Below are 20,954 nucleotides of genomic sequence, written 5' to 3'. Positions count from 1 at the left end.
CGGTGGCGCTTCTGATGCTGACTGGTTGCGCTCGCGATGCTGCAAGTGCGCCGTATGCGACCATCCTCTCTACGAATATCGATTCAAATACCGGCGTTGTGAACTCGATCACTATTCACGAAGTGAACCCAACCAGAGAGGAATTGGAAGGGGACTTTCTGCTGCTCGACGACTCCCTGGCCCTCTCCAACTGGGACCCAAAGCGCACCTTTGCGGTACTGCGAGCCAACGGAAGTCAGGATTTCACGCTTACGCCGAATTCACTCCGGCCATCTGCGTTTGCAAACGACTCGATCGTGATCTACTTTCAGGAGCGCGCTACTGGAAAACAGACGCGGTTGCTTTCGGCGACATTAACCCATGCTGGCAGGTGATTGAATTTGCGCGGTTTGATTCAGCGCACTTTGCGATTTATTGCCGATAACGGCGGCGCGCACGCTCTCGATTTGCTGCGACACTATAGAAAAAGTCGCGAACTGCTTCATCTACAGCACCTCAATCGTTATGAGAAGTCAATTTATTCACAAAACGGGGAAGATGGCATTATTAAAGAGCTCATCTTCAGGATCGGCGTCCAGCATCGCTATTTTGTAGAGTTCGGCGTTGGCACAGGGGAAGAATGCAACACCGCCTTGTTGGCCCGCCAGTACTCTTGGCAAGGTTTGATGCTTGAATCTGACACTGTCAAGTACGATTGTTTGAGCCAACTTTACAAGCATACGAAGGTAACGACCCTAAATCGCACAGTCTCGGCTGACAACATCGAGAGCATTTTTCAGGCAGCGCTGGTCCCGGTAGAGCTCGATTTGCTCTCGATAGATATCGATGGTAATGACTATTGGGTATGGGCAGCATTGACTAACCATCGTCCACGCATCGTTGTGATCGAATATAATGCCGCCATTCCTCCCCCCGAAGAGTGGGTCATGCCGTATGACAACCCCACAGCCATAGAAAGAATGGCGTTTGGCGCCAGCCTTCAGTCGCTCAAACTGCTTGGAGATCGGTTAGGTTACGCATTGATCGGCACCGAGAGTCGCGGTGTGAACGCATTTTTCGTCAGAAGAGATGTTCTAAAACGCGTCAATTTCCCTGAGCTAACAGCCGCTGAGGCTTATCATCGTCCTCGTTTTGCATTTTTTGGTCTCGCGAGTGACAAGAGACCGCCTCCCCAACAACAATCCCAAGGCTGAATCCGACTGGAAGCGATGAGTGACTATGCGCGGTCTAATGTCGACCAGATCACGAACATATCTCGAGCGGTGCTCGGGATACGCTTAAGGAGCCCAAGTCGGGGCGCCCGGTTTTCTCGCACTTCAACGGGCAGCTCACGCATCTTAAGACCCGCGCGTTGACACCTCAGCACAAGCTCAGTATCGAACACCTCGCGCTCCGTGCGGCACTGAGATACGATATCAACAACGCGCGATCTTCGGAACGCCTTCATGCCATGCGTATCGGTACCTTCAAACGCGAACGCAGCTCTCAGAAACGTGTTGAACGACCACGTGATGAAGCGCCGCAGGGGCGGTCGGCGATCGACCGACGCAGGGTGCCGCTTCGAGGAGATCACTAGGTCAAAGCCGTTCTGCAAGAGCGACACTGCGTCACGGAAAAAACGCGGACACCACAAGTCGGCGTTGAAAATTACGACGAGGTCCGCATGGGCCTCTAAGATTCCCATCTTGATCGCGGCGCCATAGGACGGTTTATTGATGGTTACGAGGCGAACGTTTGGGGTCTCCGCGACGAGGTGATTGGCAACGTCCCGGGTGTGGTCGAGGCTGCCGTTCTCACACAAGAGGAGTTCCGTTTCAAACGGAAGGGCAGCGCTCTGTTCCCGAAGCGTCTTTACCAAGTCGACGAGGATTTTTTGTTCGTTATAAAGCGGAACGATCACTGACACAAATGGTGCGGAAGGCCGCTTCAATCCATCCGGGCGCTTCGAACGGTCAGGCTCGCCAGTTTTGGGGCGATGTCCGAAGACGCCGGTTTTCGTGTACGGGCCGCGGACAAGCGATCGGTCGTGCATCGCCAGAAGTCCCTACAAACCCCATGTCTTGGGGTCGCAGACGCTTTGGCTGAACGCTGCGACCTCAGAGCGCCCCGGTTGCCCTCATTTTAGCACCGCGCAACGCGCAAGACGTGGTACTCCTGTGCACAAAAAGACGAAATACCGCCCGACCCTGAACTATTTTCGGTGAAACCGTCCTAACTGGGAATTTTCTTCGGCATCGTGGGGCGCTCGCTCTCGTAACGGGTGGCGCCCGACGTCTCCCAGGGACGGGCGGCGAGCAGCGCGGACACGACCGCGCGTGCGGCCGGCGATTTGTTCAGCGTATAGAAGTGTATGGCCGGGGCGCCGCGCGCGAGCAAGTCCGCGCATTGCAGCGTGGCGAAGGCGACCCCGAGGTCCTGCACCGCCTCGGGCTGATCTTTGCGCGCCTCAAGTTCGGCCAACAGCGAGGCCGGAATGCTGGCTCCGCACATGCGCGTGAAGCGCGCGATCTGTTCGGCGCTGGTGATCGGCATGATGCCCGGGATGATAGGAACGCCGATGCCCGCGCGCCGCGCGCGCTCCACGAACTCGAAATAGATCTCATTGTCGAAGAACAGCTGCGTGATCAGAAATTCGGCCCCCGCCTCTACCTTCGTCGCAAGGTAGCGCAGGTCGGTCGCGGCATCCGGCGCTTCGAGGTGCGTCTCCGGATGGCACGCGCCGCCGATGCAGAAAGAGAATTCTGCGCGCGCGAGACGCACGAGATCCGCGGCGTGGCGCAGGCCGCCCGGCGGCATCCGGAATTCCTCGAAGCCGCGCGGCGGATCGCCGCGCAATGCGAGCACGTTGTCGATGCCGGCCTCTGCGACACGCGCCATCACGTCGCGTAGTTCATCCACGCTCGCGCCGACGCACGTCAAGTGCGCCATGGCCTCAAGCCCGAGTCTGGACTTGATGGAAGTCACGACTTCCAGCGTTCTTTCGCGCGTGCTGCCGCCGGCGCCGTAGGTGACGGACACGAATCCGGGATCCAAAGCGCGCAACGTCGCGACCGTGTCGAGCAGGGCCGCGACGCCTTCGTCGCTTCGCGGCGGAAAAAATTCGAAGGAAAAACAGGGGCGCTTATCCCGCAGGATGTCGCTGATCCTCACCGTTGTAGCGTTCCGAACGAAGCGCGGAGAACCCTAGCCTCGAGGTTTGGTAGGCGCGCGCCCCCAACGGTGAGAAGGCATCGCACATGGCTCTCGCAGAGCGACCGGCGCCGGCGCAAACGCCGGTTCAGGAGGAAGCGCCCCGCATACTCGCGGGTTCGACGCTCGCCGTCATGCTGGCGACGCTCGCCAGCATGGTGCTCGGGTTCGGGCGTGAGGTCGTCAACGCGCAATATTTCGGCGAACGCTGGGAGCTCGATGCGTTCATCGTCGCGGCGATCATCCCGACGCTCGTCTTCGGGGTCTTCAACGGCGCGCTCGTCAGCGCGCTCGTGCCCATTTTCTCCGACTACTTCAGTTCGGACAAGGCTGAAGAAGCGTGGCGCTTGTCGAGCACCGTCATCAACGTGCTGGTCGTGGTGCTCGCGTTCGGCGCCTTCGTGGGTTGGGCGGCGGCGCCGTGGATCGTGCACCTCGTGGCAAAGGGCTTTCCGCAAGACCATGCGCTCGAGACCATCCGCATGACGCGTATCATGATGCCGACGATCATCGCGACGTCCATCGCCGGCGTCATGCAGGCGCTGCTCAACGCGCAGCGCCGTTATCGCGCGGCCGCGTTGCAGGGCGTCGCGCTCAACGTCTGCACCATCGCGGTCGTGCTGCTGTTCTTCCGCCAGTACGGCATCTACGCGCTGGTCTTCGGCACGGCCGCGGGATTGTTCGCGCAGCTGCTCGTGCAGTTGCCGAGCTACTTCCGGCGCTGCAAGTACCGCCCCGTCATCGACCTGCGTCATCCGGGCCTCAACTCGCTGTTCGTCATCATGGGTCCGATCGTCATCGGCTCGGCGGTCGGTCAGGTGAACTTGCTGGTCGACAAGTACTTCGGTTCGACGCTGGCGGCCGGCGCCATCGCAGCCATGCAATACGCGACGAAGGTCGTCGGCTTCCCGCAGCAACTGTTCGCAGCCGCGATCGCCACCGTGCTGTTCCCGGTCCTCTCGGCGCAATTCGCGACCAAAGAAATGCCGTCGCTGCGCCTCACCGCCTCGTCCGGCTTGCGCATGACGGCGCTCATCACCGTGCCAGCGGCGGTGGGCCTGATCGTGTTGGCGCGGCCGATCATCAGCGTGTTGTTCGAGCGCGGCGAGTTCAGCCAGGGCGACGTAGTGCGCACCGCCGGCGCGATGCAGTTCTACGCGGCCGGCCTGCTCGGCTTGGCGGCCAGCATCGTGCTGACGCGCTGTTTCTTCGCCATGCGCGACTCGCGCACGCCGGTCATCGTCGCCGCCTGCGTCATGGTGCTCAACGTCGTTGCGTGCGCGCTCCTCGTCCAGCCGTACGGCGTCAACGGGCTCGCCGCATCCAACTCGTTAGCCTCACTCACCGAGGCGCTGGTGCTGTTCGCGCTCCTGAACCGGCGCATCGGCGCCGAAGATGACCTCATCGGCTCGTGCATCCTGCGCGTGGGCATCACGTCGCTGGTGATGGCCGCAGCGGCTTGGGGCGTGGAAGCCCTGCTGTGGCACGATGCGGGCACACTGTTCCAGCATGCCGCGACGCTGATCGCCGCGATTCTGGTCGGCGGCATCGTGTTCGTCGCGGTGGGCACGAAACTGCGAGTGCGCGAACTCGCGAAACTGCTGGCATTGGCGGCGAACTACGTCGGGCGCCGCGCCGTGTCCGCGGCCCAAACGTGAGCGATCTCGTCGACCGGCTCGAAGCCGCGCTGCAGTACGTGCGTGCGCGCAGCGAACTGCGGCCGCGCCTGGGTTTGATCTTAGGCTCGGGGCTTGCGAAAGTGGCCGACGCGGTTGAGAAACCGCGCGTGTTCGAATATTCAGAGATCCCGGGATTCGTCTCCACTTCAGTGGAGGGCCATGCCGGTCGCTTGCTGTTGGGGACGATCAAGGGCACGCCCGCTGCGGTGATGCAAGGCCGCGCTCACTACTACGAAAGCCGCTCGATGGACGACGTGGCGCTGCCCGTCTACCTACTGCATCGCCTGGGCGTCGAGACCCTTGTCGTCACCAACGCTGCCGGAGGCATCAACGCCGCGCTTGACGCCGGCGACATCATGATCATCGGAGATCATCTCAATCTCATGGGCGATAGTCCGCTGATGGGCAAAGCAGGAGCGAAGCTCGGTCCGCGCTTTCCATCCACGCGCGATGCCTACGATGCAGAGCTGCGCACGGTCGTACGCGAGTTGGGTAAGAAGCTGGGCCTCAAGCTGCACGACGGCGTCTACGCGGCGTTGTCGGGTCCAGCGTATGAGACCGACGCGGAGCTGCGTATGCTGGCGACGCTCGGGGCCGATGCGGTCGGCATGTCCACCGTGCCCGAAGTGCTGGTCGCACGCCACGTCTCCATGCGCGTGCTGGGCCTCTCCGTCATCGCGAACGAAGCGTCGCCGCACGCGCACGGCGAGCCCGCTCTCACGCACGAGGCCGTGCAGCGCGCGGTTGAAGCAGCGGTGCCGCGCGTGCGGGCACTCGTGGAAAATCTGGCGGAGCGATCGGCGCAGTGACGCTCTCCGCGGCCGCTATGCGCTCGCTCATCGAAAAAAAACGGGCGGGCCTAGAGCACTCGCGTGAGGAGATCGAAGCGTTGGTCTCCGCTTTCACCCGCGGCGAGATCGATGACGCTCCTGTCGCCGCCTGGTTGATGGCGGTCTGCATGACCGGCATGACGCTTGCGGAGACGGCGCACCTCACCGCCTCAATGGCGGCATCGGGCGATACGCTTGTGTGGGGCGCCGCATCCGTGGTGGACAAGCATTCGACGGGCGGTGTCGGTGACGCCGTGACGCTGGTCGCGGTGCCGCTGGCAGCCGAGGCGGGCGCGAAGGTCGCGAAATTGTCCGGCCGAGCGCTTGGCCACACCGGCGGCACGCTCGACAAACTTGAGTGCATTCCCGGATTGCGCGTCGACCTGGGCTTGGAGGAGTTCAAGTCACAGGTGCTGCGCGTCGGTTGCGCCGTGGCGGCTGCCACGGCCTCGCTCGCGCCGGCCGACAAGAAGTTCTACGCCTTGCGCGACCGCACCGCGACGATCGCGAGCGTGCCGCTCATCGCCGCGTCCATCCTCTCCAAGAAGATCGCGGGCGGGGCGCCTGCCATCGTGCTCGACGTGAAGCACGGCGCTGGAGCGTTCATGAAGACGCCCGCGGAGGCGGAGGAGCTGGGCCGCGTCATGCGCGACGTCGGCGAGCGCTTGGGCAAGCGCGTGCGCGTGGTCTTGACCGACATGAACGAGCCGCTTGCGGACTCCGTCGGCGATGCGCTGGAGCTTGACGAAGCCCTTGCGGCTTTGAGCGGCGGCGGGTCACCGCGTTTGCGCTCGGTGGCGCACGCGATCGCCGCCGCGATGCTCGAATGTGCCGGATGTAGTGCCGGGGCTTTAGCCCCGGTCTCCGGCCTTCGGAAGTTCGCCGAGATGGCGGCGGCGCAGGGCGGACGTCTGGACGAGTTCGACCGCGCCTTCAAGCCGGCGCGCTTCATCGCGGCGCCGAGCAGCGGCTACGTCCGAAGCATTGACCCGCGAACGCTGGGCGAGCTCGTCGCGGCGGGCAAGGCAGGCTTGCCCATCGAACAGGCGCGCCGTACCGGATTGCGATTGCGCAAGCGGCCGGGTGACAAGGTCGAGCGCGGCGAGCCGGTCATCGACGTCTTCGAAACCGGAGCGGCTCTTCTCGATCTCGAGCGGCTCGCGGCGTCGCTGACGCTCGGCGACGATCCGCCGGCATCGCGGCAGCTGGTTCGGGCATTGTCATGAAGATCGCCGTCATCGGTGCCAACGGTCAGGTCGGCAGCGAGATCGTCGGCGCAGCAAAGGACGCGCGCATGACGGTGCTCGCGCTCACGCGCGCGGACTGCGACGTCACGGATCCGAAGAGCCTCGCGCGTGCGTTTGCGAGCCTGAGCGAAGGCGACGTCGTCGTGAATACCGCCGCATTCCATCGCACCGACGAGTGCGAGCACCACCCTGATCTCGCGGTGCGCGTCAACGCGTCGGGCGCGTTCGCATGCGCGAACGCGGCGCGCGAGCGCGGTGCCGCGATCGCCTACATCAGCACCGATTTCGTGTTCGAGGGCGTCAAGAGCACGCCATACGTCGAAAGCGATGCGCCTCGCCCGCTTGGCGTGTATGGCGCCACCAAGGCGGCGGGGGAAGCGCTGGTCGCCGCGACCAACCCGCTTCACTATGTGGCGCGCCTCTCAAGTGTGTTCGGCGTGGCCGGGAGCAGCGGCAAAGGCGGCAACTTTGTGGAGACGATGCTGCGACTCGCGCGCGAAGGCAAGCGGCCACGAGTCGTCTCCGACATCGTGATGTCTCCGACCAGCGCGCGTGACGCGGCCCGCCTGCTGGTGGAGCTCATCGAACTGCGCGCAGCGCCCGGTACGTATCACCTGGCGAACGAAGGCGGGTGCTCGTGGCTGGAGTTCGCGGATGCCATTTTCGAAGAGAGCGGTTCGTCGCTTCGCGCGACCCCGGTGAAGAGCGCGGAGCACGTGGCGCGCTCGCCGCGGCCGGCCTACTCGGTTCTCGCGAGCGAAAAACTCGCCGCGCTGGGACTTGCAGCGCGCCCGTGGCGCGCCGGCCTGCACGACTACCTGCTTGCGAAAGGACACATCGCGTGAGCGTAGCCGCACACTGTCCGCGCCGCTGGAGCGAGGCAGTCGACGGGATCGTGTGGCTGCCGCGCATGATCGACAAAGCTCGGATGCAACAACAAGGACAGCTTGGGATCTACCTGCTCGGCCACTCGCCGGTCGACGCGAGCTTGATGAAGCGCTTGAACGTCACGACGGCCGAGTTCGAGACGATCGTCAAAGCCTCGGCGGACGATGCCGCCGTGCTCGCCGCTCTGCGGCAGCGCGGCTTTGACCAAGCGCGGATGCAGCGCTGGTCGGAGCGATTTCCTCGAACGTTCCGCTGGTTTATCCCGATATGGGACTTAGACGAAGGCTACGTCAAGCCGAACCTCATGAACCGCGCCGGGCTCCTGCTCATCCGCGCGCTCGAATGGCCGACATCCGCCTTGGTCCGGACCTTCAGACGCGCCCCTTAAGTCAACGGTCCTGCCACTTGACTCCACTTGAAGGTCAAATTTCCCTGGCTCGCGGTGATCGAGCCGTCGACCGTGCCGTGCGGGAGCAGCGTTAGCGGCGGCGAGTCCACGCTCCAGTCACCGCGGCCGGGCAACCACGGGAATCGCACCTTCACGCGACCGGGCGCTTGGCGGGCGAGCAGAAACGAATAGCGGCAGCCGCCGCGCGCGTCCGGATCGTACTTCGCGGGCAGTACGGATCCGTCGGTCATCGCGACCGAGACGACGATGTCGCTGCATTTGACGTCCTGAAAGGTCTTCGTCTGTTTGCCGCCCGCCGGCGCGGGCAGGGCAACCGACGGGATTTCGAGCACGCCTTTGTGCTTGTCGTCGTTGGACTCGCCTTGCATCTCTATCCTGACAAAATTGAAATCCGACTCCCGGTATTGCACCGCGGCGCCGGCAGGTCGCGACGATCCGCCGAACGACAGGACGAATCCGAGCGCAGGCAATAACAGTGAGATCAGAACTTTTTTCATCTTGGTCTCCTAACGCGGGGACAAAAGCCGCACAAACTCGGCATGCTTATCAAGCTGCCCTTCTCGCCTGCTCCAACCTTCCACGTTTGTCAGGTCGACCTTTTCGGGCACCGCCAGGCACACGCTCACGGCCGTTTGCAAAGAAGAACGGTCATCCCAAGAATAATAGGCGGCAAGTCGGTCGCGCACACTATCGGTCGCCGTGATGACATTGAGCATTTCCTCGCCGCGACGGACCGTGTCGTAACGCTGGATGTAATCTCCGCCAACCGCCAAAGGGCCCTTTGGAAATTCAACGGCGAACGGATTGCCGTTTCGATTTTGAAATATTCTCCGGCCGTCCAAGTCGTAGCCAAGATCGCTCATGGCGGCAACCAGTTGGCGCTGGCTCTCCTCATCGACGGCAAAAACCGCCACGAAGTCCGCGTCGTAGGATTGATACGATTGTGGTGCGTAAAACGTCGCTGCGCTGCCGCCGGTCAGAACCACCTTTAAGGCTCGTGCGCCTAACTCGGTGCAGATGGCAAAGCACACGTCCACCAGTGTCGAGTCTCGCCCGATCATCGCTTACCGGGTTGCCAGCTTCCGCGCACGTGCTGTGTCTTCGATGTCTGCAGGTTCCATCGGCTTTCCGCGGCGACGAGGCCGTTTGCGCATTGACCTGATGGACTCTTCATATTCGGGCATGGTTTCGGCGAGCCGCAATAAAAGGGCGCGCAGTTCGCGACCGTAAGCCGTTGTGGGGTTCAGGGTAACGCGGCGCTCATTTCCCCAACGACGCGTGGCCACCAAGCGCTCGCGTTCTAAACGATCGACCGCCAGCCCGACCGAGTAGGGGGAGGCTTTCACGAGCCTCGCAAGTTCACTTGGGTAGGTCTCGTTGAGCAGCGCGGTCAGCACAAGAATCCGCGTTCGAAGGGGTGAGCCGAAAATGGATGGCGCAAGATTCAATGACATGGCAGTTGTTATTATAAGCTATGTTGCAGAGTTATACTATGGGCATTGTATGGTATAGCAACTAATGTTGGTATTATACCGTATGCCGGGACGACACGGTCTGTGAATCGACCCCAAGCGCTGCGGCGTCGAGGCTCCAGACCGAGCTGAACGGCCGCTGCGATGCAGTCACGTCTTCCAGCAACGTCATCCATTTGATGTTGTAATAGCGCGGATGCGCGAGTTCGATAGGATCGTCGATGGGCAAGAAGCTCAGCATGCGTTCGATGGATTCGAGCACGGTCACGCGCGGCGTGAAGCCGATGCGCTTTTCGAGCTTGCGATTCGTGCAGCGATAGTTGCGATTGATCGCCGGCAGCGGCGCATCTTCGAGCGTCACATGACGTTGGTGCATCGAGAGCGAGCCCGATACGAGCATGGCAAGCTGGCGGATCTGAAAGTTATCGTGCACCACGTTGAAGATCTCGCCGCCGATCTCACCCGGTTCCAGTTCCAAGCAGCGCAGATGCACTTCGGCGACGTCGCTGACGTCGACCAAGGGGCGCCACATCCAACCGCCGCCGTGCAGGAAGAGCGTGCCGCGCAGCAGCGCGTCTTTGATGAACGTGTTGACCACCAGGTCAAGACGCATGCGCGGGCTGTGACCGTAGACGGTGCCCTGGCGCAAGATGACGGGAGAGAAGTCTTTCCCGGCGAGCGCGAGCAGTGAACGCTCGGCGGCGAACTTCGAGCGCGAGTACGCGCCACGCGGCGATACCTCCGAATCCTCGTCGAACGGACCGTCCCCAAGGCCGTCGTAGATGGAAGCGCTCGAGCCGAACGTGAAGCGCTTCACACCGCGGGCCTTGCACGCAGCCGCGAGCGCCTCGGTCGCGGTAGCGTTCATCTCCCAGTTCGCCTCGGGGTTGTATTCCGCGGTCGGATCATTCGAGAGACCCGCGAGATGCGCCACGCCGTCGACGCCGTCGAGCACGCTCGCGTCAAAGGCGCGCACGTCGCCTTGGACCAGCTCGATCCGATCGAGCACTTTGGCAAGCGGCTCGCACCCCCAATAGAGGCGATCCAGCACCCGCACGTGGTGGCCGGCCTGCAATAAGCGGTCGCACAGCACCGCGCCGATGTAGCCGCCGCCGCCGGTCACCAAGATTTTCATCAAGTCTCCATCAGAGTTTTCCGGGGCTAAAGCCCCGGCACTACATTAGGAACACTACATTTTTCTCATTACGCCGTTACGGGAAAATCTGGAAGCCGAGCGATCCAAAGCGTTGGCCTTCGAATCCGAACGAGTAGGACCTGCTCAGCTCCAGCGCGAGCGAGGGCGTGAGGCGGAAGCGCACGTCGGCGCTCGCGAACCACGGCTGGATGATCAGCGTGGATGGCGCGGTCGTGGAACCGGTGGCATGCGACAGCACGACGAAGAGCGAGAAAGCATTGGCATTGGAATAGTTGACGCCGAGCGACTGCACCGCGGTGTTGGTGACAAACGTGGTGGTCTGCGATGGATAGAAGTCGCGGATGGGGAGCACACTGTCGGAGAGGCTCGTGGTGACATATCGGTTCCAATGCCGCGTGAGGCTGGCGCTGAAGGTCTCGATGATCTGTTCGTGCGGCAGCGTGTCGCGCGTGCCGCGCACGTCTGCGGAAAGATTGAGCGTCGAACGCGAGCCGATCTGCCATGGTACCGCTGCCGCGTAGAGCTCGGCGCCGACATGCGACACGGTCTGCGGTATGACGGCGCTGGGCGGGAACGGTGCGAATGGCGCTTGCGGTGACGTGTGGTCGATGCCGTACTCCGTGCGCAGGTGGAAGCGAAGGTCGGACAGCAGCCCGCGAGATCCGGCGGCTTCGTCGAATCCCTGCCACGCGAACCTGCCGGCCAAGAACTGCGGCTCGCCCGTCGCGGAGAGTTCGAAATACGAGCGATGGACGGAGTCGCGCAAGTCATAGTTGTTGACCGTGCCGAACGAGGTGAAGGTCGACGAAGTGAAGGTCGAAGACGTGTGGTCATTGACCTGTTCTTGCCAGGTATAGTTGATCGTGTGCGTCGGGCCGATGAGCGGCGCCGCGGAGATCAAGCTGTAGCCTTTGCGGCCTGAGATGATGTGTTCGTCGATCCCGATGCCCACCTTCGTCACCGGATTGTACATGAAGTGCAGACCGAGGATCGAATCCCGCGTGCTCCCGATGAAGATCGGCACGTCTTCGCCGGAACCGGCCACGTTGCTGACGACGTAGCCGGGATCCGACGAGTACGTGTACACGTACGAAGGCAAGAACACCGCCCGCGCGCTCGGCACCAGCACGCGCGCGTTGGTCAGGCGCACGTCGCCGCCGAGATGCGCGACTGCGTGCGTCGCGACGACGTAAGGCGCTTCGCCGCCGAGGTCAGGCAGCGCGAGCGGTTCGCTTACGGTGCTCGCAGGCGCTGTCTGCGCGCCGATGTCGCCGCCCGCGATGGAGCGGATCGTCGGCTCAGGATCGACCCCGACCAGCACGCCGGTGCGCGAGTCGATGTCGACGCCGAGGACATCGCCGCTGAAATCTTGCCGCCCGCGCACTTTGACGTTGCCGATGGCGACGTAGTGATCGTTGCGCAGGTCCAGGACGATGCGATCGGCCCACACGTGCAGCGTGTCGTCATCGAGGTAGGCGTGGCCCTCGGCGGCAAGCGTGAGGTGACCGGCGTAAAGGTCGACGGAATCGCCGTTCAAGGTCACGGCAGTGCGAACGGTATGGGCGGCGCCGGGCGACGCCGCGAGCACGACGATCGCGGATGCGACCGCTCCCGAAAGACTACGCGCCCATTTAACGCCGACTCGCGAGATAGTCCTTCACCAGCCCGCCGAGGCGATTGATGCCCTCGATCAAGTGCTCTTCAGACGCGTTGCTGAAATTCAAGCGCATGGTGTTGCGCACGTCGCGATTGACCCAGAACGGTGCGCCTGGAACGAACGCGACTTTTTTCGCGGCCGCGACGACGAGCAGCTCTTGCGTGTCCACGGACTCGGGCATGCGCGCCCACAGGAACAGGCCGCCATCCGGATGCGTCCACGAGCAGCCATCGGGCATGGAGGATTGCAGCGTCTGCAGCATCAGGTCGCGCCTGCGCGAGTAGACCGGCAACATCTCCTTGATGTGGTCTTCGATCTGCCCCGGCTTGCGCGCGTACGCATAGACGGCGCGCTGCGTGAAGCTCGAGGTATGCAGGTCGGCGGCCTGTTTGGCGGGCACGACCTTTTCATACAGCGACGGCTCCGGGATGACGAGCCAGGCGACGCGCATCCCCGGCGCGATGATCTTGCTGACCGTGCTCATATAGATGCAATTGCGGCCTGCCGCCAGCGCCATGAGCGAGGGCAACGAGTCGCCGGAATAGCGCAAGCGGCCGTACGGGTCGTCCTCGAAGATCGGCACGCCGTACTCCGAGCAGATCGCGATGAGCTGTTTGCGCCGCTCGAGCGAGAGCGTGATGCCGGTCGGATTCTCGAAATTCGGAACCAGATAGAGCAGCTTCGGCTTGATCTTCGCGGCGCGCAGCACGCGCACGAGGTCGTCCGTGCGCATGCCGTCGTCGTCGGTGGCGACGTTGAGATATTGCGCCTCGTAAGCGTCGAAGGCTTGGATCGCGCCGAGGTAGGCCGGATTCTCGATGACGACATGATCGCCCGGATCGAGCAGCACCTTGCCGATGAGATCGAGCCCCTGCTGCGAACCGCTGATGATGAGGATTTGCTCGGGGGTGCACTTGATGTTGTTGACCCGCAGCAAGTATTCGCTGATCCATTGGCGCAGCGGGTAAAAGCCCTCGGTGATGCTGTACTGTAAGGCCGCCGCGCCCTCTTGGTCGAGCACTTCTTGGCAGGCTTGGGCGAACTCGCGCACGGGGAAGAGTTCGGGAGCCGGCAAGCCGCCGGCGAAGGAGATGACGTCAGGGAGTTCGGTGACTTTGAGGATCTCGCGAATAGCGCTGGCCTTAAGCCCCGCCATGCGCTTCGAGAAACGAAAAACCTGAGGATCCAGCTTGACATCCGATGCGGCGAGAGACATTCGCACCTCCCCACGGGGTTTCTGCGCGGCTACCACCTTTCTCCCCTCGGCGGGGCGCCTGCGAAACGCCACAGAATAGCATGAGAAACATGAGCGACCCCTTGAGAGGCCTTATTGACGCCATCGCTGCCGGGAGCGTCTCGGTGGATGAAGCGCTTTCCTATATCCGCGATAGCGAGGCGACGGCCGTGGAAGGCGCGACGCTCGATCATTTGCGCGCGGAGCGCACCGGGTTTCCAGAAGTGGTGTACTGCCCGGGGAAAACGGACCAGCAGATCGCGTCGATCGGCGTCGCGCTCGCGCAGCGCAGCGGCCGGCTGCTGGCCACGCGCGCGCCCGTTTCCGCATACCACGCATTACAAGAGCTGCTGCCCGACGCGCGTTACGACGAAGACGCCAGAGCCATCGTGTACGAGCGCGAGCCGCTTCCGCGCGTCGGTTTGGTGTGCGTGGTATCGGCCGGCACCGCCGACCGCCCGATAGCCGCCGAGGCCTCGCTTTCACTTGAGGTCATGGGGAATGCGGTCGCGCGGATCGAGGACGTCGGCGTGGCCGGACTGCATCGGGTGCTCGGGCACGTCGGCGCGCTGCGCACGGCGAACGCGATCGTCGCGATCGCCGGCATGGACGGCGCGCTACCAGGCGTCATCGCCGGACTCACCGATCGCCCCGTGGTCGCGGTTCCGACAAGCGTCGGCTACGGCGCTTCCTTCGGCGGCCTTGCGGCGCTGCTCACCATGCTCAACGCGTGCGCCGGCGGCGTGGCGGTCGTCAACATCGACAACGGTTTTGGCGCGGCGTGCGTGGCCTCGCGCATCAACCACCTCACGCTCCGATGATCGCCTATTTCGATTGCTTTGCCGGCGCGAGCGGCAACATGATCCTCGGCGCGCTGGTGGATGCGGGCTTGAGCCTCGACGCGCTCGAGCGCGAGCTGCGCAAGTTGCCGGTGCACGGGTGGACGTTGCGCGCGCAGCCGGTGCACCAGCATGGACTTGCCGCGCTGTATCTCGACTTCGAAGTGCCGGGCGAAGATCATCACGCGCACGAGCCCGGGGAGCACCGGCATGAGGGCACAGCGCACCGCCGGCTTCGCGACGTGCTCGAGGTCCTGCACGCGGCGCACTATCCGGAAGCAGTCGAGCGCACCGCGGCCTCCGCGTTTGCGCGCCTCGCCGAAGCCGAGGCGCGAATGCACCGCACGACGACGGAAGAAGTATTGTTCCACGAAGTCGGCCAGATCGACGCAATCCTCGACGTCGCCGGCGCCGCGCTCGGCCTGCACATGTTGGGCATCGAGCGCGCGTATTGCTCGCCGTTGCCGTGCGGGCGGGGCACCGTTCATTGCGCGCACGGCGACATGCCCTCACCCGCGCCGGCCACGTTGGAACTCCTTCGCGGCGTGCCGACGTACGCGCTCGATATCGAAGCCGAATTGGTGACGCCGACCGGCGCAGCGATTCTGACGAGCGTCGCGGATTTCTCACTGCGTCCGCCGATGACGATCGAACGCATCGGGTACGGCAGCGGGCGCTCGGAGTTTCCCTTCCCCAACGTCCTACGCGTCTTGATCGGGCCGCAGTCGGCCGAACCTGCGCGCGACGCCAGCGGTCCGAACGGCGTCGTGCAGATGGAGACGAACATCGACGACATGAACCCGCAACTCTACGAGCATGTGATGGAGCGGCTGTTCGCCGCGGGCGCGCTCGACGTGTGGACGCAGAGCGTCCAGATGAAGAAGGGCCGCCCGGGCGTGGTCCTCTCGACGCTTTCGGAGAGCGAACGTGCCGACGCGGTCGCCGCGGTGCTGCTGGCGGAGACGACCACGCTCGGCGTGCGCCGCTGGCCCGCGCAGCGCGTGACGCTGCCGCGGCAGACGCATCCGGTCGAGACGTCGCTGGGGAGCGTGCATGTCAAAGTCGTGGAGTCACCCTCGGGCGTCCGCGCGCGCGCCGAATACGAGGACTGCAAGGCGATTTCGCAGCGCACCGGGCGACCCTTGGCCGAAGTCATGCGGCAGGTGGACGCCGAGGTGAGTGTGTGGCTGAAGACCCGATGACCCTTTTAGCCCCGGTCGATGAATTGCGCCGCATCGTCCGCGCGTTGAGCAGCGTCGTGATCGCCTATTCCGGCGGCGTGGATAGCGCGGTGCTCGCGGCCGTCGCGCGTCAAGAACTCAGGCATCGCGCGCTGGCAGTGACCGGCCGCTCGCCGTCGGTCGCCGAAGGCGAGCTCGAGGCCGCGATCGGCCTGGCGCAGCGCATCGGCGTCGCCCACGAGATCGTCGACACGCGCGAGTTCGACAACCCGGCCTATCGCGCCAATCCGAACGATCGCTGCTTCTATTGCAAGGACGAGCTGTTCGCGCGCCTTTGCGCTCTGGCGCGCGATCGCGGCTTCGCGCACGTCGCCGACGGATTCAACGCGGACGACGGAAAGGCGCCCCTTGATGTGCGACCGGGCCGGCGCGCCGCGCTCGCTCTCGGAGTGCGCAGCCCGTTGGCGGAAGCCGGCATGGTCAAAGCCGACGTCCGCGCGCTTGCACGCCGCTTGGATCTGCCGGTATGGGATAAGCCCGCAACTCCATGCTTGTCCTCGCGCGTGCCGTATGGCACGCGCATCGAGTTGGACGACCTGCGCCGTATCGACCTGGCCGAACGTTACCTGCGCGCGCGCGGCTACGATGTCGTGCGCGTCCGTCATCACGGCGCGACCGCGCGCATCGAGGTGGCCAAAGAACAACTCGAGCGGCTGCGCCGAGAAGAGACGCGCGTCGCCGGCGTGCTTGCCGAAGTGGGCTACCGGAACATCGAGATCGACGATCGCGGCTATCGCACGGGGAGCCTGAACGAGGGTCACAACCGCTGAGCTTCGATGTGCCCCAGGTCGGACGCGGTGCGTTCACGCTGCGCTCGCTTGCAAGCGACGCGGGCCTGGCGATCGGCGGCGCCCTCGTCGCGAACGTGTTCAACTACGTCTACCATTTCGTGCTGTCGCGCCGGCTCGGGCCAGACGACTACGGCACGCTCGCCACGCTGCTGGCCGCGATCTCGATGGTCGGCGTCATCGGCAACTCTGTCTCGATGGTCGCGATGCAAGAGTCCGCGAAGCTGTGGGCGGTCGGCGTCGAACGGCGCGTGGGTGCTTTCGTGAGACACACCGGCTTGGCGGCGCTGGGCGTCGGCGCAGCGATGGGCGCCGTGCTGTTCGCCGGCAGTTTCCTGTTCGGGCGCTACCTTCACATCGTGTCGTGGCTCGTCTGGGGCGTGTTCGCCGCATCGGTGGCGATCGGCGTGTACGTCGCGTTCCTGCGCGGCGCCTCGCAAGGCGCCCGTCGCTTTGGGCTTTTCGGGGCGTCGTTCGTGGCCGAGACGGTGGTGAAGCTGACCGTGGCCGTGGCGCTGGTAGCCATCGGATGGCAGGTCGTCGGCGCCATGGGCGGCGTGCTGGTGGGCGCGCTCGCCGGCATGCTAATCATCGCCGTGCCGCTCTCGCGAGGTGACGGGGACCCGCATCCCGATCACGGTCACTTGCATCTCGGCGGCCGCGCCGCGGCGGTGTTCTCAGTGCAGGCGGCGCTTACCGCGCTCGTCTTCCTTGATTTGTTCTTCGCCAAGCACTACCTCAGCGGCACCGAGGCCGGACTGTACGGCGCCGCCGGAACGATGGCGCGTACCATACCCTTCGGCGTCGGCCTCATCTCGCTCGTCGCTAATCCGCGCGCCGCGGCTGCCTATCACATCAGTCGCGCCACGCTGAAACATCTGTTGGCGGTGGCGTTCGGAGCCGGAGTCGCGCTTGCGGTGCTCGCGGTCGCGGTCACCGCTCTGTTTCCGCGCTTCCTGCTAGGGCTCGCGTTCGGCAAACAATACCTGGCCGCAGCTCCACTGCTGCAGCTCTACGGTATCGACGGCGCGTTGCTCGCGCTGGACGGTTTGGCCGCCGGTTACCTCCTGGCGGTCGGCAACTATTCCGTCGCACCGTATCTGCTCGTCGCCTGCATCATCGAGGCGGTCGCTATGGCGCTTTTCGGCACCACCGCACCGCGTTTGCTCTATATCGCCATTGCGGTGAATGCAGCGCTGCTGCCCGCGATCGCGTGGTACACGGCCAAGACGCTGGCGGGCGCGCCGCAGGCGCAAGCGACGGCCAAGGCGTAACTCTAAGCATCCCCATGAGCAACGTCTTCTATCGCAAGCTCGGGCATGCGCTGCCGAAAATCGTGCGCGCCAAAGGCGTGTATTTGTACGACGAGCATGGCAAGCGTTATCTCGACGCATGCGGCGGCGCGATGGTGACGAGCATCGGCCACGGCGTGGAACAGATCGCCGAGGCGATGGCCACCCAAGCGAAAAAGGTCGCTTACGTCAACGGCACCGCCTTCACCAACGAACCCGTTGAAGCGCTCGCAGCCGCGCTTGCCGCCAAGGCGCCGCCCGGCGTCGATCTCGCCTACTTCCTGTGCAGCGGCTCGGAGGCCGTGGAAGCCTCGCTCAAGCTGGCGCGGCAATATCACGTCGAACGCGGCGACAGCGCTCGCACGCATATCATCGCGCGCACGCCCGGATACCACGGCAACACCTTGCTTGCCCTTTCCGCGTCGGCGCGGCCGCACTACAAAGCGGTTTACGCTCCGTGGCTGCTCGATGTCGCGATGATCGACGCACCATATCCGTATCGCGCGGGTCCGCTAGGCGAGGCGGCGCCCGCCATGACCGGCGAGGCGCTCGAGCAAGCGATCCAGCGCATCGGAGCGGAGCGCGTGGCGGCCTTCATCGCCGAACCGATCGGCGGTTCGTCTACCGGAGCTTCGGTGCCGCCGCCGGGTCACTACGCCCGCATTCGCGAGATCTGCGATCGGTACGGCGTGCTTTTCATCGCCGACGAAGTGCTGACCGGCGCCGGGCGTACCGGAAAATTCTTCGCACTCGAACATTTCAAAGACCGGATGGGGCAGCCGATAGCGCCCGACATCATCACGTTGGGCAAGGGGCTCAACGGCGGCTACGCGCCGCTTTCCGCGCTGATCGCCAAGCGTACGATCGTCCAAACGCTCGAGCGCGGCAAATTCGGCGGTCTCGTGCACGCGCAGACGTACTCGCACCACCCGGTGGCCGCAGCCGCTGCGCTCGCAGTGCTGGGTTACATCGAGCAGCATCAGCTTGTGGAGCGCGCGGCGAGCACCGGGCTGGCTCTGCTGAAGGCGATCCGCTCCGGGCTTTCCGGCCCGGGGGCGAGCAGTATCGTCGGCGACGTCCGCGGCATCGGGATGCTAGCCGCGGTCGAGTTGGTCGCGGATGTGAAGACCAAGCGGCCGTTCCCACGCTCAGCCAAACTGGCGGAAACGCTGGTCGCGACGGCGCGCGAGCAAGGGCTCGTCCTGTGGCCCAACGTCGGACACGCGGACGGGGTCAACGGGGACCTGGTGCTCATCGCCCCGCCGCTGACAATATCTAATGAAGAGACAGGCGAGTTGGTCGGATTGTTGGGCGCAGCCGTCGAAGCGACGGTCGCCGCCCTGCCTCGCAATGCCAGAGAGGATACCCATGAGCGTACGCACGCCGGCTAAGCAGCCGAAGATCACGTACTCCGCCATCGGCGCCAATATGGACGAAGTCCACGCCGAGTTCGACGCTGCGCTTGCAAAAGTGCGCGACCGCTATCTGGGCAAGCGCCACCATCCGGTCATCGCCGGAAAGGAAGTGAGCGGGGCCGGCCGAGTTTTTGAATGGCGCTCACCGATCGATCGCTCGGTTGTGGTCGGCACGTTCGAAAGCGTCTCGCCGGCGCAGATCGACGAAGCCGTCGCCGCGGCGAAGGCCGCGCAGCACAGCTGGGCCGCTCTGCCATGGCGTGAGCGGGTGGTGATCATGCGCCGCGCTGCCGAGAATATCCGGCATCATCGCTACGAGCTGGCGGCGATCATGAGCATCGAGGTGGGCAAGAACCGGCTCGAATCGCTTGGCGACGCTGAGGAGTCCGCCGATCTCATCGACTACTACGCCGACCAGGTCGAAGCGGCGGACGGTTTCTCCCGGCCGCTCGGCCAGTTGGCGCCGAACGAGCAGACCCATGACGTGCTTCGCCCATACGGCGTCTTCGCGGTGATCGCGCCGTTCAATTTTCCGCTCGCGCTTTCCACCGGCATGTCGAGCGCAGCCATGCTGGCCGGCAACGCCGTCGTCTTCAAGCCTTCGGTGATGGCCAGCCTCACCGGCACGGAGTTGGCACAGATATACGCCGCCTCGGGCGTGCCGGCCGGCACCTTCAATCTTGTCTACGGCGGCGGCGAGGAAGTCGGACAGCCGCTGCTGCGCCACCCAGGCGTCGACGGCATCGCGTTCACCGGGTCGCACGAAGTCGGCATGCAGATGTTGCGCGAGGTCGGCGCCGGCGGCGATTTCGCCAAACCCATTCTCGGCGAGCTGGGCGGCAAGAACGCCGCCATCGTCACGCCGAGCGCCGATCTCGACATGGCGGCCGACGGCATCATGCGTTCGGCGTTCGGCTTGCAAGGCCAGAAGTGCAGCGCATGTTCGCGCGCGTACGTCGACGCACGCGTGGCCGACAAGTTCCTCGAACTGCTCGTGACCAAGAGCAAGGCGATCGCGATAGGCGATCCCACCAAACGCGACGTCTATCTCGGCCCGCTCATCAGCGAAGAAGCGGCGAAGAAGTACGACGCCAGCGCCGCGGAAGCCAAGCGCGACGGTTCGGTGCTGCTGGGCGGCGAACGGCTGACCGGCCAGCCGCTCGACAAAGGCAACTACGTCGCGCCGACGATCGCCAAGCTGCCGCTCGAGCACGAGCTGTTCCAGCGCGAGCTCTTCTTACCGTTTCTCTCGATCGGCATCGTGTCCGACTTCGACGCGGCGCTCGCCGAGGCCAACCGCTCGCACCTCGGTCTCACCGGCGGTCTGTTCTCCAACGACGAGAAAGAGATCGAACGCTTCTACAACGACATGGAGGCGGGCGTGCTCTACGTCAATCGGCGCAGCGGCGCCACGACCGGCGCGTGGCCGGGCGTGCAATCGTTTTGCGGTTGGAAGGGGTCGGGCATCACCGGCAAGGGCGGTTGCGGTCCGTACTACGTGGCCCAGTTCATGCGCGAGCAATCCCGCACCAGAATGCTCTAAACCCATTTTTATAAGGCAAACGCGTGGGCGCACGCTTGCGCTCCGAACGTCTTTCGGAGCCGGCCTAAGGAGAAA

At 64.1% G+C, this 20,954-nt stretch carries 21 protein-coding genes; 13 read left to right on the top strand and 8 right to left on the bottom strand.

The genetic code is table 11. The features are described 5' to 3' along the window. Positions 1 to 2 precede the first annotated feature (2 nt). Complete coding sequence (locus VN934_11000) at positions 3 to 374, top strand: hypothetical protein (GenBank protein ID HXM19319.1); 372 nt, start codon at positions 3 to 5, stop codon at positions 372 to 374. 6 nt (positions 375 to 380) lie between these two features. Further along, positions 381 to 1,193 carry a hypothetical protein gene (locus VN934_10995; GenBank protein HXM19318.1) on the top strand — a complete coding sequence of 271 codons (813 nt, stop codon included), beginning with the start codon at positions 381 to 383 and terminating at the stop codon, positions 1,191 to 1,193. A gap of 23 nt (positions 1,194 to 1,216) precedes the next feature. Here the strand turns inward: VN934_10995 and VN934_10990 are convergent, their stop codons facing one another. Both VN934_10990 and metF read right to left on the bottom strand, forming a co-directional pair. Continuing rightward, entirely contained in the window at positions 1,217 to 2,032 is an 816-nt protein-coding gene (locus tag VN934_10990; GenBank protein HXM19317.1) for a glycosyltransferase, read from the bottom strand. A 179-nt stretch (positions 2,033 to 2,211) separates the two neighbouring features. After that, a complete protein-coding gene (metF, locus tag VN934_10985; GenBank protein ID HXM19316.1) occupies positions 2,212 to 3,150 on the bottom strand; it encodes a methylenetetrahydrofolate reductase [NAD(P)H] in 939 nt (312 codons plus the stop codon). A gap of 86 nt (positions 3,151 to 3,236) precedes the next feature. Here metF and murJ point away from each other — a divergent pair, with 86 nt between their 5' ends. The 5 genes from murJ to VN934_10960 are packed head-to-tail and all read left to right on the top strand — an operon-like array spanning position 3,237 to position 8,221. Next, entirely contained in the window at positions 3,237 to 4,847 is a 1,611-nt protein-coding gene (gene murJ / locus VN934_10980; GenBank protein HXM19315.1) for a murein biosynthesis integral membrane protein MurJ, read from the top strand. Then, complete coding sequence (locus VN934_10975; protein HXM19314.1) at positions 4,844 to 5,677, top strand: purine-nucleoside phosphorylase; 834 nt, start codon at positions 4,844 to 4,846, stop codon at positions 5,675 to 5,677. Before murJ ends, VN934_10975 begins: the two co-directional genes overlap by 4 nt. Next, the gene (locus tag VN934_10970; GenBank protein HXM19313.1) at positions 5,674 to 6,924 is read left to right on the top strand and encodes a thymidine phosphorylase; all 1,251 of its coding nucleotides are present in this window, start codon (positions 5,674 to 5,676) and stop codon (positions 6,922 to 6,924) included. Before VN934_10975 ends, VN934_10970 begins: the two co-directional genes overlap by 4 nt. Then, positions 6,921 to 7,790, top strand: coding sequence for a dTDP-4-dehydrorhamnose reductase (gene rfbD / locus VN934_10965; GenBank protein ID HXM19312.1), 870 nt, complete (start codon positions 6,921 to 6,923; stop codon positions 7,788 to 7,790). The genes VN934_10970 and rfbD overlap by 4 nt, the downstream gene beginning before the upstream one ends. Continuing rightward, positions 7,787 to 8,221, top strand: coding sequence for a DUF5069 domain-containing protein (locus tag VN934_10960; GenBank protein ID HXM19311.1), 435 nt, complete (start codon positions 7,787 to 7,789; stop codon positions 8,219 to 8,221). Before rfbD ends, VN934_10960 begins: the two co-directional genes overlap by 4 nt. On the opposite strand, the gene VN934_10955 is transcribed toward VN934_10960, so the two are convergent. From VN934_10955 to VN934_10930, 6 genes are all read right to left on the bottom strand, one after another. Beyond that, positions 8,218 to 8,739 (bottom strand): hypothetical protein, encoded by a 522-nt coding sequence (locus VN934_10955; GenBank protein ID HXM19310.1) that lies wholly within the window; start codon positions 8,737 to 8,739, stop codon positions 8,218 to 8,220. The two genes, VN934_10960 and VN934_10955, sit on opposite strands and share 4 nt — an antisense overlap. A gap of 9 nt (positions 8,740 to 8,748) precedes the next feature. After that, complete coding sequence (locus VN934_10950) at positions 8,749 to 9,303, bottom strand: hypothetical protein (GenBank protein ID HXM19309.1); 555 nt, start codon at positions 9,301 to 9,303, stop codon at positions 8,749 to 8,751. A 3-nt stretch (positions 9,304 to 9,306) separates the two neighbouring features. Continuing rightward, on the bottom strand, positions 9,307 to 9,639 hold the full coding sequence (locus tag VN934_10945; protein ID HXM19308.1) for a hypothetical protein: 333 nt from the start codon (positions 9,637 to 9,639) through the stop codon (positions 9,307 to 9,309). A gap of 130 nt (positions 9,640 to 9,769) precedes the next feature. Continuing rightward, complete coding sequence (locus VN934_10940; protein HXM19307.1) at positions 9,770 to 10,849, bottom strand: SDR family oxidoreductase; 1,080 nt, start codon at positions 10,847 to 10,849, stop codon at positions 9,770 to 9,772. Between the two features lie 76 nt (positions 10,850 to 10,925). After that, complete coding sequence (locus tag VN934_10935; protein ID HXM19306.1) at positions 10,926 to 12,458, bottom strand: hypothetical protein; 1,533 nt, start codon at positions 12,456 to 12,458, stop codon at positions 10,926 to 10,928. Between the two features lie 43 nt (positions 12,459 to 12,501). After that, entirely contained in the window at positions 12,502 to 13,743 is a 1,242-nt protein-coding gene (locus VN934_10930) for a PLP-dependent aminotransferase family protein (protein ID HXM19305.1), read from the bottom strand. A gap of 101 nt (positions 13,744 to 13,844) precedes the next feature. Between VN934_10930 and larB the strand changes: the two genes are divergently transcribed. Genes larB through VN934_10900 form a run of 6 tightly spaced genes read left to right on the top strand, consistent with a single transcriptional unit; the run spans position 13,845 to position 20,879 of the window. Then, positions 13,845 to 14,582 carry a nickel pincer cofactor biosynthesis protein LarB gene (gene larB, locus VN934_10925; protein ID HXM19304.1) on the top strand — a complete coding sequence of 246 codons (738 nt, stop codon included), beginning with the start codon at positions 13,845 to 13,847 and terminating at the stop codon, positions 14,580 to 14,582. Further along, positions 14,579 to 15,802 carry a nickel pincer cofactor biosynthesis protein LarC gene (gene larC, locus VN934_10920; protein ID HXM19303.1) on the top strand — a complete coding sequence of 408 codons (1,224 nt, stop codon included), beginning with the start codon at positions 14,579 to 14,581 and terminating at the stop codon, positions 15,800 to 15,802. Before larB ends, larC begins: the two co-directional genes overlap by 4 nt. Further along, positions 15,799 to 16,611, top strand: a complete 813-nt coding sequence (larE, locus tag VN934_10915) for an ATP-dependent sacrificial sulfur transferase LarE (protein ID HXM19302.1) — start codon at positions 15,799 to 15,801, stop codon at positions 16,609 to 16,611. The genes larC and larE overlap by 4 nt, the downstream gene beginning before the upstream one ends. A gap of 8 nt (positions 16,612 to 16,619) precedes the next feature. Continuing rightward, the gene (locus tag VN934_10910; GenBank protein HXM19301.1) at positions 16,620 to 17,903 is read left to right on the top strand and encodes a hypothetical protein; all 1,284 of its coding nucleotides are present in this window, start codon (positions 16,620 to 16,622) and stop codon (positions 17,901 to 17,903) included. Positions 17,904 to 17,917: 14 nt separating this feature from the next. Continuing rightward, complete coding sequence (locus VN934_10905; GenBank protein ID HXM19300.1) at positions 17,918 to 19,312, top strand: aminotransferase class III-fold pyridoxal phosphate-dependent enzyme; 1,395 nt, start codon at positions 17,918 to 17,920, stop codon at positions 19,310 to 19,312. After that, positions 19,290 to 20,879: an aldehyde dehydrogenase family protein gene (locus VN934_10900; protein HXM19299.1), complete on the top strand. Its 1,590-nt coding sequence runs from the start codon at positions 19,290 to 19,292 to the stop codon at positions 20,877 to 20,879. Before VN934_10905 ends, VN934_10900 begins: the two co-directional genes overlap by 23 nt. Positions 20,880 to 20,954 lie beyond the last annotated feature (75 nt).

The organism is Candidatus Tumulicola sp., assembly GCA_035601835.1.
GTDB lineage: Bacteria > Vulcanimicrobiota > Vulcanimicrobiia > Eremiobacterales > Eremiobacteraceae > DATNNM01.
Note: the sequence above shows the minus strand (reverse complement) of the source record. Positions and strands in the feature narration are given on the sequence as shown.

Bases quoted from the DNA above. Each gene is read 5' to 3' on its own strand.
- VN934_10990 (HXM19317.1), bottom strand. From the start codon at position 2,032: ATGCACGACCGATCGCTTGTCCGCGGCCCGTACACGAAAACCGGCGTC.
- murJ (HXM19315.1), top strand. From the start codon at position 3,237: ATGGCTCTCGCAGAGCGACCGGCGCCGGCGCAAACGCCGGTTCAGGAG.
- rfbD (HXM19312.1), top strand. From the start codon at position 6,921: ATGAAGATCGCCGTCATCGGTGCCAACGGTCAGGTCGGCAGCGAGATC.
- VN934_10955 (HXM19310.1), bottom strand. From the start codon at position 8,739: ATGAAAAAAGTTCTGATCTCACTGTTATTGCCTGCGCTCGGATTCGTC.
- VN934_10950 (HXM19309.1), bottom strand. From the start codon at position 9,303: ATGATCGGGCGAGACTCGACACTGGTGGACGTGTGCTTTGCCATCTGC.
- VN934_10940 (HXM19307.1), bottom strand. From the start codon at position 10,849: ATGAAAATCTTGGTGACCGGCGGCGGCGGCTACATCGGCGCGGTGCTG.
- VN934_10930 (HXM19305.1), bottom strand. From the start codon at position 13,743: ATGTCTCTCGCCGCATCGGATGTCAAGCTGGATCCTCAGGTTTTTCGT.
- larC (HXM19303.1), top strand. From the start codon at position 14,579: ATGATCGCCTATTTCGATTGCTTTGCCGGCGCGAGCGGCAACATGATC.
- larE (HXM19302.1), top strand. From the start codon at position 15,799: ATGACCCTTTTAGCCCCGGTCGATGAATTGCGCCGCATCGTCCGCGCG.
- VN934_10905 (HXM19300.1), top strand. From the start codon at position 17,918: ATGAGCAACGTCTTCTATCGCAAGCTCGGGCATGCGCTGCCGAAAATC.
- VN934_10900 (HXM19299.1), top strand. From the start codon at position 19,290: ATGAGCGTACGCACGCCGGCTAAGCAGCCGAAGATCACGTACTCCGCC.